The sequence below is a fragment of the uncultured Imperialibacter sp. genome (assembly GCF_963974565.1).
In the GTDB taxonomy this organism is placed as follows: domain Bacteria; phylum Bacteroidota; class Bacteroidia; order Cytophagales; family Cyclobacteriaceae; genus Imperialibacter; species Imperialibacter roseus.
Window position 1 is genome coordinate 102,306 of record NZ_CAXBCJ010000005.1, and the last position, 16,862, is coordinate 119,167.

Annotated in this window: 12 protein-coding genes; 6 read left to right on the forward strand and 6 right to left on the reverse strand. The window is 46.5% G+C overall.

Annotation, left to right across the window (positions count from 1 at the left end):
* The first annotated feature begins 74 nt into the window (after positions 1 to 74).
* The gene (locus AAC052_RS08785; protein WP_339812601.1) at positions 75 to 1,376 is read left to right on the forward strand and encodes a hypothetical protein; all 1,302 of its coding nucleotides are present in this window, start codon (positions 75 to 77) and stop codon (positions 1,374 to 1,376) included.
* A gap of 95 nt (positions 1,377 to 1,471) precedes the next feature.
* On the opposite strand, the gene AAC052_RS08790 is transcribed toward AAC052_RS08785, so the two are convergent.
* Positions 1,472 to 3,490 carry an alpha amylase C-terminal domain-containing protein gene (locus AAC052_RS08790; protein ID WP_339812602.1) on the reverse strand — a complete coding sequence of 673 codons (2,019 nt, stop codon included), beginning with the start codon at positions 3,488 to 3,490 and terminating at the stop codon, positions 1,472 to 1,474.
* A 17-nt stretch (positions 3,491 to 3,507) separates the two neighbouring features.
* On the reverse strand, positions 3,508 to 4,329 hold the full coding sequence (locus AAC052_RS08795; protein ID WP_339812605.1) for an NAD(P)-dependent oxidoreductase: 822 nt from the start codon (positions 4,327 to 4,329) through the stop codon (positions 3,508 to 3,510).
* Between the two features lie 158 nt (positions 4,330 to 4,487).
* Here AAC052_RS08795 and AAC052_RS08800 point away from each other — a divergent pair, with 158 nt between their 5' ends.
* From AAC052_RS08800 to AAC052_RS08820, 5 genes are all read left to right on the forward strand, one after another.
* On the forward strand, positions 4,488 to 6,137 hold the full coding sequence (locus AAC052_RS08800; protein WP_339812607.1) for a S41 family peptidase: 1,650 nt from the start codon (positions 4,488 to 4,490) through the stop codon (positions 6,135 to 6,137).
* A gap of 82 nt (positions 6,138 to 6,219) precedes the next feature.
* Complete coding sequence (locus AAC052_RS08805; protein WP_317489296.1) at positions 6,220 to 6,786, forward strand: RNA polymerase sigma factor; 567 nt, start codon at positions 6,220 to 6,222, stop codon at positions 6,784 to 6,786.
* A 4-nt stretch (positions 6,787 to 6,790) separates the two neighbouring features.
* Positions 6,791 to 7,579 carry a HEAT repeat domain-containing protein gene (locus AAC052_RS08810; RefSeq protein ID WP_317489295.1) on the forward strand — a complete coding sequence of 263 codons (789 nt, stop codon included), beginning with the start codon at positions 6,791 to 6,793 and terminating at the stop codon, positions 7,577 to 7,579.
* Positions 7,580 to 7,590: 11 nt separating this feature from the next.
* Positions 7,591 to 8,457, forward strand: a complete 867-nt coding sequence (locus AAC052_RS08815) for a hypothetical protein (RefSeq protein WP_339812610.1) — start codon at positions 7,591 to 7,593, stop codon at positions 8,455 to 8,457.
* 7 nt (positions 8,458 to 8,464) lie between these two features.
* Positions 8,465 to 9,286 carry a DUF4097 family beta strand repeat-containing protein gene (locus AAC052_RS08820; RefSeq protein WP_317489293.1) on the forward strand — a complete coding sequence of 274 codons (822 nt, stop codon included), beginning with the start codon at positions 8,465 to 8,467 and terminating at the stop codon, positions 9,284 to 9,286.
* A 92-nt stretch (positions 9,287 to 9,378) separates the two neighbouring features.
* On the opposite strand, the gene AAC052_RS08825 is transcribed toward AAC052_RS08820, so the two are convergent.
* From AAC052_RS08825 to AAC052_RS08840, 4 genes are all read right to left on the reverse strand, one after another.
* Positions 9,379 to 12,987, reverse strand: a complete 3,609-nt coding sequence (locus tag AAC052_RS08825; RefSeq protein ID WP_339812612.1) for a M1 family aminopeptidase — start codon at positions 12,985 to 12,987, stop codon at positions 9,379 to 9,381.
* Positions 12,988 to 12,997: 10 nt separating this feature from the next.
* Complete coding sequence (locus AAC052_RS08830) at positions 12,998 to 13,888, reverse strand: ABC transporter ATP-binding protein (protein ID WP_339812614.1); 891 nt, start codon at positions 13,886 to 13,888, stop codon at positions 12,998 to 13,000.
* Between the two features lie 165 nt (positions 13,889 to 14,053).
* Positions 14,054 to 15,739 (reverse strand): ATP-binding protein, encoded by a 1,686-nt coding sequence (locus tag AAC052_RS08835; protein WP_339812616.1) that lies wholly within the window; start codon positions 15,737 to 15,739, stop codon positions 14,054 to 14,056.
* Positions 15,740 to 15,968: 229 nt separating this feature from the next.
* Entirely contained in the window at positions 15,969 to 16,844 is an 876-nt protein-coding gene (locus AAC052_RS08840; protein WP_339812619.1) for an AraC family transcriptional regulator, read from the reverse strand.
* Positions 16,845 to 16,862: the final 18 nt, after the last annotated feature.

The window sequence follows — 16,862 nt, forward strand, 5'->3', positions numbered from 1 at the left end:
CACCGTACAAGTTTGGAAATGATCGCCTGTAGGATTAAATTATATTACACATCACCTACAAATCATTTCCTGTTATGACTACCAAAGCCCTCCTGCTGCTCGTCTTTTTTCTTTGCTGTACCCGATTAAGTGCCCAACCCGGATGGATTTGGCCGGAAGATTCAATAAAAGCCGCCAAAGCAAAAGAGTATTATGCGCTTTACTCAGACCTGTCGAAGCTGGGCAATTCTGAGGAAGCTCTACCCTACCTTGAATGGCTGCTTGCGGAAGTGGCGAACCTGAATGTAGGTCTTTACATTGGCGCTGCCAAAACTTACGAAGACCTCGCAGAAAAAGCGGAGGACGCAGCAACTAAGGCATCTTATCAGGAACAGGTGTTGGCCGTCTACGACAAACGCATTGAGTACTTCAACCATGAGGGAGACGTGCTCAACCGGAAGGCATTTTCAGCCTACAAATTCTACAAGGACGACAAAGCAAAATACCCGCAGCTGATTGAATTGTTTGACAAGGCAAACAGCCTGAATGGTGTGGCAGCATTCGACAACAACCTCATCGCCTTTATGGACGTGCTAAAAAGGTCGAAATTGACTGGCGGGGCAATCTCCGACGAGGAGGTACTGGAGTACTATGACGGGATCAGCGAAATTCTTGAGGCAAAGATTGCCAGGGAACCATCGGAGTGGTTGATAAAAATACAGGAAACGATTGACCAGATTCTCATCGAAATTGTTCCGCTGGATTGCAGTTTTGTGGAAAATACCCTGGGAAGTAAACTGAAAGAAGTTCCCTCGAACCTGAAGATGGCAAAGAAGGTTTTTCATCTTTTGCTCACAGGCAAGTGCACCGACAGTCCTCTCTTCTTTGAATCCGCCAAAATCATCCAGGACGAAGCTCCTTCCTATGGTTTTGCCAGAATTCTGGCGGCGAAAAGAGCTGCTGAGGATGATCATGAAGCAGCGCTAAAATACTACAATGAGGCGCTAGGCCTGACCGATGAAAATCAAAAAAAGGCCGAGACGTCGCTGGACATTGCCCGGATTTATGCAGCTCAGGAACAAAAGGCGATGGCTCGAACACATGCGAGAAAAGCACTCGGATACCAGGAGGAAATGCCTGAAGCCTACAACCTGATAGGTAACCTTTACTACCATAGCTATGAAGACTGCAAAGAAGGCGTGAGCCGGGTGAAAGACAGGGCTGTGTTCATTGCAGCCTACGACATGTACCGCAAAGCGGGCAATGCAAAAGGCATGGAAGAGGCAAAAAGCCAGTTCCCTTCTATTGGAGAAATTTTCGAAGAAGGAATGCAGGAAGGTGATAAAATAGTCTTGAGCTGTTGGGTAAAGGAGAGCGTGGTGTTGCAGAAAAGATAGTCAACATCATTTTTATAGTCTTCTACAACAGGCGAGTGATCGGTTGGGGATTCCTGTATTGACTTCCTAGCGATCACTGCTTACCATTTACCTCCTCACACCTTCTTCATCACCAAACAAACCCTTGCCGGCAAATACACGCTCAGGAAGTGTTCTCCATACAGGTTCACTGTTGGGTAGGTCATTTTGTCGTCTACTCTTCCGAAGCCTCCGAACTTGGCGTGGTCACTGTTGAGCACGATTTTGTAATCACCGCCCTGTGGCACTTTGAACCGATAGTCGGGCACGGAGTTCTGGCCATGAAAGTTGAAAAGGAAAATCAGGTTCTTACGTTCAAAAATGATGACCTTATTGGCATCATCCATATTGAGCTGCTGAGCCGGTAGGCTGTCGGGAATTGCTTCAGCGGTAGCCAGGTGCACCATGGCTTCGTCAAAATTGTTGAGATATTGGTAACGCAGATCGGCATGATCCACCAGGCTCCACTGCCTGCGGGCATATTTGTAGCTCCAGCCATTGCCCTCCCTCGGGAAGTCGACCCATTCAGGATGCCCAAACTCATTGCCAATAAAAGTCAGGTAGCCTTCGCCGCCCAAAGACAGGGTAAACAACCGTAGCATTTTGTGCAGCGCAATGCCCCTGTCGATGATCAGGCTCGGAAGCTCCTTGTGCATGTGGGTGTACATTTCCTTGTCCATCAGCCAAAAAGCCAGCGACTTATCACCCACCAGCGCCTGGTCGTGCGACTCTGCATAGGCAATGTTTTTTTCACCAAATCGTCGGTTTTGCAGGGTACTCCACATCTCGTGAATATTCCACTCCTCGTCAGTCTTGTGCTTCAGCAACTTGATCCAATAGTCAGGAATGCCCATGGCCAGCCTATAGTCGAAACCAAGGCCGCCTTCTTTGGTAGGTCGGCACAGCCCAGGCATGCCACTCATGTCTTCAGCGATGGAAATAGCACCTTTTTTGGAATGGATAATTTCGTTGGCCAACTGCAGGTAGGTGAGTACATCCCAGTCGACCCCGGCAGCGAAATATTTGTCGTAGTGGTCGAAGCTTACGTTGCCATGATGGAAGTAGAGCATCGAGGTAATCCCATCAAAGCGGTACCCATCAAAATGAAACTCCTCCAGCCAGTACTTGACATTTGAAAGCAGAAATTGCTTTACCTCCCATTTGCCATAATTGAAAAGCATCGAGTCCCACTGTTCGTGGAAGCCACGGCTCCCTTCGTGAAAATATTGGCTTTGCGTGCCGTCGAGCTTGTTGAGTCCTTCGGCAATATTCTTCACGGCATGAGAATGCACAATGTCCATGATCACTGCTATGCCCATTTCGTGCGCCTTGTTCACCAAATAGCGCAAGTCGTCCGGTGTACCGAAGCGGCTGGTGGGTGCAAAATAGTTGCTCACATGATAGCCAAAGGAGCCGTAGTAAGGATGCTCCTGCACGGCCATCATTTGTATGGTGTTGTAGCCCAGCTTTTTGATCCTCGGCAAAGTAAGCTCAGCAAACTCCCGGTACGTACCCACTCCCTCCTTCTCCTGAGCCATGCCCACATGGCACTCGTAAATGATGGGACATTTGCTGGCCGCTACTGACGAAAACTTGGTGTCCGACCATTTGAATTTTTTTGCTGGCTTGTAAACGCAAGCAGAAAAGTCATAGGTAGTTGGGTCTTGCACCACGTAAGTGGCATAGGCAGGAATCCGATCCATTTCGCCTGCCTCCGATTTCACGTGCACTTTGAACTTGGTGCCGTCCTGAAATTTCTCGCCCTTCTTTTCTTCAGCAATGAAAATCTCCCAAATGCCTTCCTTGTTTTTCTTCAGCTTATGTGCCTCTCTGTCCCATCCGTTGAAATCGCCTACCACTGACAGCGCATGAGCCGCAGGCGCCCACTCACGGTACCACCAGCCATTGGCTTTATCGTCGTAAGTAAGGCCAAAATACTCGTAGGCTGAGGCAAATTGATCCAACGAGCCGGCAGCTTTTTTGATATCGATCATGGCCGCATTGAACCTTTCGATCCTATTACTCACCTCTTCGGCATATGGCTCCAGCCAGGGGTCATTTTTAACAAGTATCGGAGTGTTGGGCTTTTTGGCCATGTTTGTAGGGTTGTTGTCTAAATGAAGAAATCAGGCATTAAATTGGCAGAAGGGTCAACCGCATAAGCTGTGAGGTCAGTAATCCCCTCCGCCTTCAGTACTTCATCGTCAATATAGAAATTGCCATTGGCTTCTGATGACTTTCTCCTTAAAATATAATAAGCGGCGTCGGCCAGTATCTCCGGTTTCCTCGATTGATTCACCATTTGGTCGCCTCCCAGCAAGTTCTGCACGGCAGCGGTGGCGATGGTTGTTCGGGGCCACAAAGCGTTAACAGCAATATTATCTTTTTTAAACTCCTTGGCCATGCCCAGCACACACATGCTCATGCCAAACTTGGCCATGGTGTAGGCCACGTGAGGCGCAAACCAGCGAGCCTCCATGTTCAGCGGCGGCGACATATTCATGATGTGTGGGTTCTCTGCCTTTTTGAGGTAGGGAATGCACGTCTTCGACATCAAAAAAGTGCCCCTGGTATTTACCTGATGCATGAGGTCGTATCGCTTCATTTCGGTAGCCAGCGTTGGTGTAAGGCTAATGGCGCTGGCATTGTTAATCAGTATATCAATCCCGCCAAACGTCTCCACTGCCTTCTCCACAGCGGCTTGCACCTGGTCTTCAAAACGAATGTCCACCATCAATGGCAAAGCCTTACCTCCCGCCTGTTCGATTTCCTCGGCTGCAGTGTAGATGGTGCCTGGCAGTTTCGGATGAGGTTCGGTTGTTTTGGCTGCGATTACAATATTGGCACCTTCACTGGCCAATTTTTTGCCTATGGCGAGGCCAATTCCTCTGCTGGCACCGGTGATAAAAACTGTTTTATTCTTAAAATATGTCATATATTTATGGGTTCGATCTGCATCATTTAGAAAGGGGTAACGTTATTGTTTAAATTAAGGGAATTATTCATAATTTAAGAATGATTGTATAGAATAACTCCGCAACGTTGCTTCAATAAATAATTCGTTCAAGTAGACGCTCGCAAAACGCCCGCACAATGAGTAAATTTCAAAGACGCCTCTTTTTACCTACGCTGCTAGTACTAGCCATCGGCTGGTTTGGTTTTTCCAGCTACAGCGACAAATTTTTTCAAATAGCCAAAAACCTCGATTTGTTTGCTTCCATCTACAAGGAAATTAACACCTACTATGTGGACGATGTGAACCCAAACAGGTTGATCAAAACAGGTATTGATGCGATGCTGGAAAGCCTCGACCCCTACACAGTATATATTCCAGAAGACGACATAGAAGACTTCCGCACCATGACAACCGGTGAATACGGGGGCATAGGTGCAAGCACAGAATTCCTTGAAGGACACCACACCATCATCATGCTGCAGGAAGGTTACCCTGCTCACAAAGCGGGCTTGCAGATAGGCGACCAAATCCTGAGCATCAATGGCATTGAAGTTGAGCAAAAAGAAACCTTCGATTTGGGCAAGCTGCTTAAAGGGCAATCAAGAACAAACTTTGGCATCACCGTTAACCGATACGGCAAAAAGGAGCCAATGGTGTTTCAGGTGGATCGTGAGAAAATCACCATTGATAATGTGTATTACGCAGGCATGGTAAATGAGAATATTGGCCTGATCAAGTTAACTGAGTTTACGACACATGCGGGGGACGAAGTAAAAAAGGCGGTGATCAAACTGAAGAAAGAAGGTGCGACTTCTATTATTCTTGACTTACGAGACAACCCGGGAGGGCTGCTGCACGAGGCAGTTAATATTTCCAACATTTTTATTTCCAAGGGCAAAAAAGTAGTTGACACAAAAGGTAAAATCACCGACCTAAACAGGACTTATAAAACGCTGGATGAACCGGTAGATACTCAAATTCCTTTGGCCATTCTTACCAACGGAGGCAGTGCATCCGCTTCCGAAATTGTGGCTGGCGTTATTCAGGACTTCGACAGAGGCGTTTTGATTGGCGAAAAGACTTTTGGAAAAGGACTCGTACAATCCACACGCCCGCTGAGCTACAATGCCCAGCTCAAAGTCACTACCGCCAAATACTATATCCCAAGCGGCAGATGTATTCAGGCGTTGGACTATGCCCACCGCAATGCCGATGGCACGGTCAACAAGCTACCTGATTCTTTGAAAGTTGCATTCAAAACCGGAAATGGCCGGGTGGTATATGATGGCGACGGGCTGGATCCTGACGTGGTGGTTGAGGTAGAAGACTATCCAAGCATCGCACTTGTATTGTCTTCCAAGGGCTATTTGTTTCAGTATGCCACGCTTTATCATTACCAACATCCACAAATTTCGGCCGCCAGAGAGTTTCAGTTGAGCGACGCCGACTACAACGATTTCCTAAATTGGGTTCGTAAAAAGGAGCTTTCTTACGAAACTTCGGTGGACAGGGCTTATCGCCACCTGCTTGCCGCAGCCAAGAGAGACAAGACCTATGCCAGCCTTGAAGACCAACTCGGATCCCTGGAAGAAAAAATCAATGCGCTGAAAGAAAAAGACCTCACCAAGTTCAAAGACGACATCAAAGGGTTGTTGGAGCAGGAGATCATTACCCGCTACTACCTGCAGAAAGGCCTTATCGAAGTGACCTTCCCCGACGATCCGGATATTCAAAAGGCCATTCAGGTGCTGAATAACCCTGCTGAATACAAAAGAATTTTAGGCTGAAAAACTTTTTAGGTAATTCTATGTAACCTTTCTCTCCGACCAAGGTTTTCCCGCCGAACATGAATCGATAACCCCAGGTGGTTTGAATGCTTTGGACGACAACTCGCTCATGCTGAAAGTCAAGGCCGGCGATCTTGACAAGATGGCTTTGCTGTATGAGCGACACAACAGAAATCTTTTTGGCTTTTTTTATAAGCTAACCGGCAGCGGATCGGTGAGCGAAGACCTTGTGCACAATGTCTTCTACCGAATGCTCAAGTACCGCTACACCTTTACGGAGGACACCTCCGGCAGTCATCGGTTTACTGCCTGGATGTATCACCTGGCAAGGAATGTAAACGCCGACCATTACAAAAAACAAAAGAAGGTTTCTTACACCGACGACATGGAGCCCTGGGAAAGAAAGCTCGAGGTGGATGAGAATGCGCATTCTCAAATGGCCAAATCGCAAGACCTCGAGCTTTTGCAAAAAGCGATCAAACACCTGGCACCTGAAAAACAGGAGATGCTCATCCTCACAAAATATCAGGGGATGAAGTACGAGCAGGTGGCTGACATCTTCGGAATCACTGAAGGGGCAGTAAAGGTGCGGATGCACAGGGTGCTGCAGGAATTGAGAGAGGTTTATTTAAAGCTGGAAAAGGTATAACATCATGAGCCAGGAACAACTAAAAGAGAAATGGATGGACTACATGAATGGGTCCATCACTTTGCAGGAGTGGGAAAGCTTTAAGAGCCAGGCCGACCCGGCACAGCTGTCGGAACTGGAAGGCCTTGAGAAAATCTGGCTGGCCATGGATGAACTCCCTGCCACACCAGAGCCGGAAGCCACGATGGATGAGCGTTTCTACGCTACCCTGAGTGAGTTCCGTAAAGAGGCAACGGCACCAAGAGGGACTGTGAACTGGGCAGGTATTTTGGAAATCTTGTCGTGGCGAAGGCTGGCACTTGGCATGCTCATTTTCGCTGTCGGGGGCGGTTTTGGATACGTGCTGTCGCCTTCTGGTGAGTACAAGCAAGAAATCAGCTCTCTTTCCAGCGAAATGAAAGACATGAAGGAAATGATGATGCTGACATTGCTTGAGAAACCAGCCGTTCAGGACCGGTTGAGGGCTGTGAGCTTGTCATCGGAGCTGCCGGAGGCAGACAGCAGGGTTATCGAGGCTCTTGTTCAAACATTGAATACCGATGAAAATGTGAATGTGCGAATGGTCACCGTAGAGGCTTTGGCGAGGTTCGGGCGATATCCCGAAGTGCGGCAAGCTTTGGTGAGCTCAATCAGCAGGCAATCGTCGCCCATGGTGCAGATTGCCCTGGCGGAGGCCATGGTAGCGCTCAACGAAAAAGGAGCGGTGGAGGCCCTCAAAGGGCTTTTAGAGAAAGACGACCTGAATGACATTGTGCGGCAAAAAGTACAACAGAGCATTGAGGTATTGACTTAAATACTAATCAAATGAAGAATCTATTGTTAATCATATTTCTGGTTGGCTGCTTCGGCTATGCCCGGGCAACTGAAACAGAAAAAATCAAAATTGAGAAAACGCTGAAGTTTGCTATGCCTTCGCCTGACAATGTGCTTGAGATTTACAATATCAACGGCTCCCTGCAAATTGAAGGCTACGATGGGCAGGAAATTATGGTCACGGCGGAACTCACCCTGACGGCAAAGACGCAGGAATTGTTGGAAAAAGGAAAAAGAGAAATGAGTCTTGGAGTGTGGGAAGATGATTCCGCCCTGGTGCTCTACAACAAAGCTCCCTTCATTCACAACCAGCGGGTGGAAGGGCCCTGCAACTGCAATTGGAATTGGGGCAAAGATGTCAACTATGAATTCAGCTTCGATTTCAAAGTGAAGGTGCCGAGGAGTGTGAACCTGAATGTTCGCACAGTAAACGACGGCTTTATTACTGTCGACGGAATGAACAGTAATGTGTCTGCCCATCATGTCAATGGAGATGTTACCCTCACACAAATGGGAGGGAGTGTCGAAGCCAAAACAATTAACGGTGAGCTGCTGGTGCGGCATACGAAGGCTCCAACAGGTGGAAACAGCTATTATTCACTCAATGGCGATGTGAACGTGTACTACCCAGGAGAGCCCGATGCCGACATTACCTTCAAAAGCTTCAATGGCTCTTTCTATACGGATATGGAGAGGCTGGAAGTAATGCCACCCGCATGGACGAAAGAGGTGACTGAGAAAAATGGCAGCACGAAATACAAGCTAACACAGAAAAACAACATCAAGGTGGGCAAGGGCGGCAATCTGCTGGCCTTCGAAACCTTCAACGGAGATATTTATGTCAAAAAATCAAAATAATTGGACAATGAGAACATTTATCAAACTATCATTTATCGGGCTGTTAGTGGCGGCCATTTCCCTGCCAGCCAAAGCGCAAGAGGGAAACAAAGAAACCATTGCTATTCCACTTTCTTCACCCGGTGAAAAGGGCAAACTGGAAGTGGGTCTGGTCAACGGGTCTATCAATGTGGCTGCTTACGATGGCAAGGACGTGATCATAGAGGCAGTAGCTGGCGGTGGCAAAAACGACGACCGGGGCGTGGTAACACCCAGCGGCATGAAACGCATCAGCAGCAACCCCATGGAGCTGGAGGCAACCGAGAAAGGCAACACCGTAAAAGTTTCCACCAACTCCTGGGCAGTTACTATGACGCTGAACATCAAAGTGCCGAAAAACTTCGACCTCAAACTGTCAACAGTGAACGACGGCGACATCGACGTGAAAGGGGTTACCGGTGCCCACGAGATCAGCAATGTGAATGGAGAAATTACGATGACGCAAGTGGGCGGCTCAACAGTACTCAACACTGTGAATGGTGACATCAAAGTAACGCTTGAAAGTGTAAACCCAGAAGCCCAAATGGCTTTTACCACTCTGAACGGCGACGTGGATGTGACATTCCCAGCAGCCGTGAAGGCGACAGCCAAAATGCGCTCAGACCGGGGTGACATCTTCAGCGACTTCGACATGGTGATTGAGAAATCGGCCCCAAAAGTGGACAAATCTTCGTCCAATGGGGTATACAAAGTATCTATCGAAGACTGGGTATTTGGCAAAATCAATGGCGGCGGAAAGGAATACCTTTTCAAAACCATGCAGGGTGATGTGTATATAAGGAAAAAGTAGTAGGGATTAATCAAATTTAACACAGTCCAAAAAAGTCACTCTCTTTCGGAAGTGACTTTTTTTCTTTTAACATTTACCCGAACCTATATCCCCTAGAAAAAAAATCCCGAAGTGATCTGCGACTCCGACGTGCCAATGACATTGTCAGCTCCGTTCTTGTCGATGAACTTGTTAAGCGGGTCGACACCTGCCTTTATCGGCAGTTCGTTGACCACTATTTTAATTTTATTTTCCTCAGAATTGATGTGTACTTTTTCCAGATGGGTAAGTGCCACTTTGCCATCGCTGTTTTTTGTATAAACACCAATATCCACCCAGTCGTACAATGGCACCTTTACTTCGTTGCCAAGGCTGTCCATTTGATATTTCTTCGAAGAAAACGTGAGAGATACTTCATACCTGTCGTCTGGCAGCCGTTTAAAGAAGGCATATGTTGCCTTGTTATCGAAAAGGGTAACTCTCTCAAAGACGTCGGTAATAACGTACTGTAGCGAGTCAGGTGTAAGCTCCTTAATCTGATCCACAAAATTGTCCTTTACCTGTACCGAGCTATCGGCTGACCGCCCCAGCAAAGCAGCGAAAGACTGTGCAACAGCTCCGGGCCCAAGGAAGTCCTGCAGTATGTTGAATGCTACCGCCGCCTTATTATAGTAGATATAGCTCTGGCCCTGGGTGGCATTATCAAGCGAATTCTCCCTGACCCCTTCTTTGGTTCTTCCGGACAGGTACTGATCAACATCGTATTTGAGAAACCTTCGAACGGTTTCCTCAGAAAACTCATTCCTGATGGCCATCAGTGCACTGAATTGTGCGAATCCTTCTTTTTGAAAGGGCCGGTCAGGCTCTTGTGCTACCAACGTCAATGGATCCCACCACTGGTGAGCTACTTCATGCACCGTTTGATAGTAACAGACGTCAAGGTCGTCCGTGTGATCATCTATTTTAAGTATAAAGCCCAGACCTTCAGAAAAAGGAATGGTGCCGGCAAAGGACTCCTTGTGCATGGAGTATTTCGGAAATTCCACGATTCTCAGTTGGCCAAAGGGGTAAGGGCCGTAAATCTCACTGTAAAAAGACAGCGCATCTTTCATCCCCTCCATCATTCTTTCGAGGTTATAACTGTGCTTGGGATGATAGTATATTTCAAGGTTAACATCGTTCCACTTATCTCTGGCTGTTTCGTACCTGGCAGAAGCAATAGAGTAGGCAGCAGGTACTGGCCTGATGGGCTGGTATTTATAATATTTTCTATTGTTCTCCTCCCAAGCATCCACCAGCACACCTGGGGCGATAGCTGTTTGCCCAGCCTCAGTGCTAACAATTACACTGAGCCTAACCTGATGATTTTCCACTACAAGGGCCTTGTTGCCGTGGTAGCTGTTGCTGTTATCATCGTCGCTCCCGGCAGATTGACGAAGGGCCTTGAGGGCTTCGGCAGTTTCAAACTCTCTCCGGTAGCCCAGCGATGGGAAATATCCATTGTCGATGAAAGTTCCATTAAAGATCAGGTCAGTATTCTGGTCATTGGCTCTAAACCCTTCTGTAACGTAGCTCAGCTTAAACAACATCTTTAAACTGTCTCCCGGCTGCAGCGCATCTTCCAGCCTGTAGATTTCATATTTGAAGCGGTCGTCTATGGAGTCGACGGCGTATGATTTACGGTCAAACTGGAGATAGGATACATGGAGATCCCTGGCCAGATGGTGTGACACGTGAATCTCGGAAATCGGTGCCATATGGAGGTTCTTCAGGTAATAGAATCCTTCGGCAACAAACTCTCTGGTTGACGGGTATAGTGCCAGGTGAAGGCTATTTTCAACAATGGTTGGCTGTGGCACATTTTCATACTTTTTCAACTCCTTAACATAAGCTGACAGCATTTCCTTGTGCTCAATGCCACTTTCGTAATCATTAATCAAGTTGGTATTGTAGTAGATGGTGCCAGCGCTGAAAACCACAGAAATACTCAAAAGCGTTGAAGTCACCAGAACGGGTGTTGAGATCTTTGTTAACCCAGCTTTGTATCGCACCCATGGATGGGTTTCATTCCCCCTGATTGAGAACAGAATAGCCATTATAAAAAACAGTCCTGCAATTCCTAGCCAGTAAATCTTCAACCACGCAAACAGAGTAACAAAGTGGCCGTATTTATTCATGTCAGAAAAGGGGCCCAACGAACCAGCTGCAAACTGATACAAGCCACTTTCTACCCCTAATTTGCTGAGGTTCCCATTGAGCAAAAAGAAAACGATACAGACGACATAACCCAGAAGCTTGTTGTTGACGACTACCTGAATAAAAAATGCCACTATAGTAATAAGCGCCAGGTTAGCAAAGTTTTCTCCGTAGAGCTTCCCGATGTATGCCGAAAACTCAAAGTCAAAGTATCCCTTTGAAGCTTGAATCCCAAGACCTCCCAGGTTGAGCGCCGCCAGAAGAACAAGATAAGTAAGAAGTAACCCGAAAAACTTGGACAGGGTATCCAGATAATCAGCCACAGGCAGTGAATCGGTAATTCCTGCAATATTGAGCTGGCGCTCCTTCCAAATAAGGTCTCCAGGGTACACCACGGCAATAAGCAGAAAAAACAAATTGAATGAGCCTAGCAAAGTAAGCACCGAGTCCGTAGTAGGATAAGAGCTGGATCCATACATTTCACTCATGGTCATGGCCTTAACAACCAGTAGCATAAGGCCACTTAGCACAATCGCCAAAAACGCCGTATCCTTTCGAATCAAATTGAAATAAAATACTGACCTGTCCGCAACCAGTCTCAAGGTCGTACCGAAGCCCGTGGTGCGCTGAAGCACAGGCAGGCGGCGGAACGGCGACTCTTTAAATATGGTGATGGTTTCGGGTTGGAAAATGGGTTTTCTAGCTTTTTTGACCTCAGAAGTAGTGAAAGAGAATTTCATGTAGGTTACCGCCAGAGCAATCAAAGCCACAACCGACCACATAATCCTGTTGGCAAGAAACCAACCATCGAGGGGCACGAGGTTGGCATTCTGTTCGGACGGCGTCCAGTATTGCGTTTGGTAAATAAATGCCTGCACTCCCAGTGGGTCTATCAAAGTAGCAATATGCCGGGACTCCATGTCCTTGAAAAAGCTGATGCTTATTTGATAGAGTACAATAAATATGATCCCTTGTGTGTATATATAAATGGTGTTTCGGCCAATTGCCCCACCGAGAAAAAACAAGGCGGAAGTAATAAAAAGGTTGGGCAGATAAAATACTAAATACGGCTGGATGAAGTGCCAAAGTTGAAAAGGCTGCAGGCTTTTATCAACCCAGGAGATCTCCCAGGGCATAAATTCCCCAAAAAAGTAAGCTAACGCTACACCCAGCAAAGCAGCCAGGCTTATGAGTATCAGAACAACAAACGAGCCCGCAAATCGGCCAAGCAGGTAGTCCAGCTTACGAACAGGCGTGGTAAACACAAGTGGCTCCATCTGGTGGTCAAAATCTCTGATAATAGACACGCCAATAACCGCAGAATTAATAAGTGTGAACACATAGCCTATCACAACCAGTAACAGGGTCAGCATATAAGGTGAATTTGGATCCACCAAAGGCGGCACTGACAAGGTGGGGCTGGCTACAGTCAGAAAGCAAAGGGCAAAGCTGAGCAAAAGATAGATGTATGTGGCCGGCCTTCTACTTCGATATTTTAGTTCGAAAAGTAATATCTCCAGTTTCATGAAATTGCTTTTAATGGGATTGAGCTACAGTGCCTTCTTCAAAAATTTTTGAAAAATAGACCTCCTCCAGATCGACCGCAACTTCCTCAAAATGCTCATCCGGTTTCTCGTCACTATAAACATGGATCTGCGGTGAGCCGGCAAGCAGTCTTTCGGAAATCACGTTGAAATGATTCTTTGCCTCCAGCAGCTCTGCTTTCGACACTCTCTTTTTCCAAATTTTCCCTTGAATGCTTTCAATGGCTTCGATAGGTCTGCCCTTAAAGAGCAACGTGCCATTGCTAATGATGCCTACATGCGTGCACAACTCGTTGATGTCGTCAACAATGTGTGTTGATAGTATCACAATAGTGCTTTCCCCTATTTCCGACAATAAGTTTAAAATTCGGTTACGCTCCGCAGGATCCAATCCTGCCGTAGGTTCATCAACTATAATGAGTTTCGGGTTGGCAATGAGTGCCTGAGCAATACCAAACCTTTGCTTCATACCGCCTGAATATGCGCCAAGATTTCTCTTGCGAGCCTCCCATAGGTTAGTCCTCTGCAACATTGCGTCCACCACATCTTTCCTTTCACTCCTATTGACCAGGCCCTTAAGGCTGGCAAGATGGTCAAGTAGTGTCTCAGCAGAAACTCTTGGATAGAGCCCAAACTCCTGGGGCAGATACCCAAGTATTTGCCTAACAGTTTCCTTTTGCTGGAGCACATCTATATCTCCCAACGTGATTGTGCCGGAGTCAGCATGCTGAAGCGTGGCTATTATTCGCATCAAGGTAGACTTACCTGCGCCATTTGGCCCGAGTAAACCGAACATCCCCTGATACACTGTGAGGTTAATGTTCTTAAGCGCCTGAGTGTTGTCGCTATAAGTCTTGCTTAAATCCTTTATTACCAGCTGCATACCAAAAAATGAGATTAGAGAGATCGTATTCAGTCTTAAAAGTGCCCGTATATAATTTTAATATACTAAAATATAGTGAAAATTATATTGTGTCTTGAAGAAATACAGGTTATATCTATTATCCATTCATAAAGCACAAAATGGGAGGGCCGCTGGCTCGCTTGGTCAGGCACCTAAAAAAGTAAAATAAAAAGTGGCCCCTTTATTGACTTCCGAGGTGGCCCAAACCCTACCGTGGTGTTTGTCGATAATGCGTTTTACGATGGACAGGCCAACTCCAGTTCCCTCGAAATCTTTTCTGCTATGCAGGCGCTGAAATACGCCAAAGAGTTTATCATAGTATTGCATGTCAAATCCAGAACCATTGTCTTTGACATAAAATACCCTTTCATTATTTTCTTTATAGACACCAATTTCTACTTCAGGGTGCTGCGTCATACCTGAATATTTAATCGCATTGGAAATCAGGTTTACCCACACCTGCTTTATCAGCCCAATGTCCCCTTTTGAGGAGCCAAGCTCATGTACATTAATAGTAACCTTATTCTCTCCTGCCTCTGCTTCCTGCCCCTTGATAACATTTCGAACCATCGATTCCATGTTGATCTCCGACTCAATCACCTCTTTTTGCCCCATTCTCGACAGCCTAAGTAAATCTTCGATCATCAGGGTCATGTTTTTTGCATTCCTCACAATGGTGTCCAACATATGTTGAGCGTCATCGTTAAGCGCTGTGCCGAAATCTTCTTTGAGCATAGCCGAGTAGCTGTTAACTGCTCGCAAAGGTGCTTTGAGGTCGTGAGACACCGAATGGCTGAATGCCTCAAGGTCAAGATTGTTTTGAATGAGTTGATCCCTGAATTTCTGTCTTTCGGTATAGTCAACTAGCGTTAGCATGTACTCATCAAGGCCTGATGCACTTGCAGCAATAGAAGCCAGTGCAACACGGCGCTCGCCATTCTTCTTAACCAACTCCGGTTCAGCTTCTTTGGGATCCACTTCACCTTCTACTTCTTTAAAATGATTTTCCAGCAACTGGTTCCATGATGGAAGTATTGCTGTGATATGTTTTGCGTCGATGACTTCAGCTTTGTTATATCCCAACAGTTGCAGCAACGTCTTATTACAGGCTATAACCATTCCCTCATGGTTGACTGTGAGGTAGCCGCACGGAGCGTTTTCGTACAGGTCTTTAATGGCTTCTTTCCGTTGCAGAAGCCGTCGCTCAGAAAGTTCTCTGGCCTTAATAGTAGTGTTGGAAGTATAGAGCAAGCCAAAAATCAAAATGACGGCCAGAACAAGCAGCCCGGCAAATACAAAAACAAATTGATAGAAATGTCTGGTAAGTGTTTCCGTTCTCGATTTCTCAAAAGAGGACGCCTGATCCTCTAATCTTGTCAGCAATAACATTACACCGTTGAGTGAACCCTCCATATCAGCAGCAAATGTGCTATAGCCACTGCTGCTCGAATGACTGAACATAAGCCTCTTCCTCATATCGACGAAGGCAGTGGCTGTATCTTTTAATGCGTCTATGGTGGTCATAAACGACGGATATTCACTGGAAATTTTCCGTACTGCCTCGATCTGATTAAGAAGCAATACCGCCCTGCCTTCAAAATGATTTTTAAATGTTGAGTCTCCTGCAAGTGTAAAAGAAAGCACATTCCGGTCAAGATCCGCAACCATTGCTTTTCCTTCTTTTGCCATTATTGTTATCTCGTTCAGCACCGCTCCTTGATTCCCTAAGCGAACAGAGTTTTTGAAATAGGTATAGGAGTAAATTCCAATCGCCACTACGACAATGAACGCCAGGACAAATCCTAGAAGAATATTTTTTGGGATCGACATGAGGCTAACCTTTCAATTGGGTGCTTTTAAAAAGCTACGAAATGAAAGTGATTCTCCACAGCGATTAGGTATGACCGGAGCATGCAGCCATGAATACGGTATATTTTGGCTGATCAACTGTTAATATCTCAAGTTTTTTTGCAAATGAAGCGTTTCCTGGAGCGACAAAAACTCAACTGAAACACAGGCGATAAAATGTCATTTTCAATTCCTCTAAATTGCTGGTGGCTTACGCTTCATACAGGTACTTTTTCCGGTACTCAAAAGGCGTCATGCCGGTCACTTTCTTAAAATGCCTGTAAAAATTAGAGACATTATTGAAGCCGCACTCAAAGCAGATCACCTCGGTGGGCAGCTTGTCCTCTACAATCGCCCGGCAAACATTGGAGACTCGTATTTCTGTCAGGAAATCAGAAAAAGTCTTCTTAGTCATCGTTTTGAAATACCTGCAAAATGAGGTGAGGCTCAGATTGGCCAGCGAAGCCACCTCCTCCAGGGTGATTTTCTCCTTGTAGTGCGCCAGCACGTAAGAGTAAATTTTTTCCAGCCGCACCATTTCTGACTCGTTGGACAGGTGGCTGAAGGCGTAGGCTGGTGCGATGGTTTCGAATTCGTCAGTCTCTGATAGCACTTTGAGAATGGATAGCAGGTAAATCACCCTATCAAGGCTTTCAGCATGAACGGCACCGTCCAGTAGCTCAATTAATTTCGCCTTGCTTTCCCCGTGAATCTTAAGCCCCTTCTTCGCTTTCTCAAAAAGCCTCGGAACAAGGTAGGCTTCCGGCAACGATAGGAAATCCTTTCCGAAGCAAGTAGGCTGGAAGTGCAGTACATAGGCTTCCACCTGCATATGCTCATCTCCCGTGAAATATTCTTCCTTGCAGCGCCAGGTGTGAGGCAGGTTTTGCCCTAAAAAGACCATGTCGCCACTACCGAAGTTGCTCACATTGTCGCCTATGTATTGCGTACCCTCGCCTTTCACGATATAGTGTAGCTCGAGCTCAGGATGGTAGTGCCACAGCGTACCAAAGTTGGGCCTGCTATCGTGCCTGATGCTGAACGAGTCTTCAGCGCCAATGGGTACTTTGTGAAAATGAGGCTTCATATATAATGTATTGATTGC

Excerpts from the sequence above, each read along its gene's own strand:
- AAC052_RS08830 (WP_339812614.1), bottom strand. The coding sequence starts at position 13,888 with ATGCAGCTGGTAATAAAGGATTTAAGCAAGACTTATAGCGACAACACT.
- AAC052_RS08840 (WP_339812619.1), bottom strand. The coding sequence starts at position 16,844 with ATGAAGCCTCATTTTCACAAAGTACCCATTGGCGCTGAAGACTCGTTC.
- AAC052_RS08795 (WP_339812605.1), bottom strand. The coding sequence starts at position 4,329 with ATGACATATTTTAAGAATAAAACAGTTTTTATCACCGGTGCCAGCAGA.
- AAC052_RS08785 (WP_339812601.1), top strand. The coding sequence starts at position 75 with ATGACTACCAAAGCCCTCCTGCTGCTCGTCTTTTTTCTTTGCTGTACC.
- AAC052_RS08800 (WP_339812607.1), top strand. The coding sequence starts at position 4,488 with ATGAGTAAATTTCAAAGACGCCTCTTTTTACCTACGCTGCTAGTACTA.
- AAC052_RS08820 (WP_317489293.1), top strand. The coding sequence starts at position 8,465 with ATGAGAACATTTATCAAACTATCATTTATCGGGCTGTTAGTGGCGGCC.
- AAC052_RS08835 (WP_339812616.1), bottom strand. The coding sequence starts at position 15,739 with ATGTCGATCCCAAAAAATATTCTTCTAGGATTTGTCCTGGCGTTCATT.
- AAC052_RS08790 (WP_339812602.1), bottom strand. The coding sequence starts at position 3,490 with ATGGCCAAAAAGCCCAACACTCCGATACTTGTTAAAAATGACCCCTGG.
- AAC052_RS08810 (WP_317489295.1), top strand. The coding sequence starts at position 6,791 with ATGAGCCAGGAACAACTAAAAGAGAAATGGATGGACTACATGAATGGG.
- AAC052_RS08815 (WP_339812610.1), top strand. The coding sequence starts at position 7,591 with ATGAAGAATCTATTGTTAATCATATTTCTGGTTGGCTGCTTCGGCTAT.
- AAC052_RS08825 (WP_339812612.1), bottom strand. The coding sequence starts at position 12,987 with ATGAAACTGGAGATATTACTTTTCGAACTAAAATATCGAAGTAGAAGG.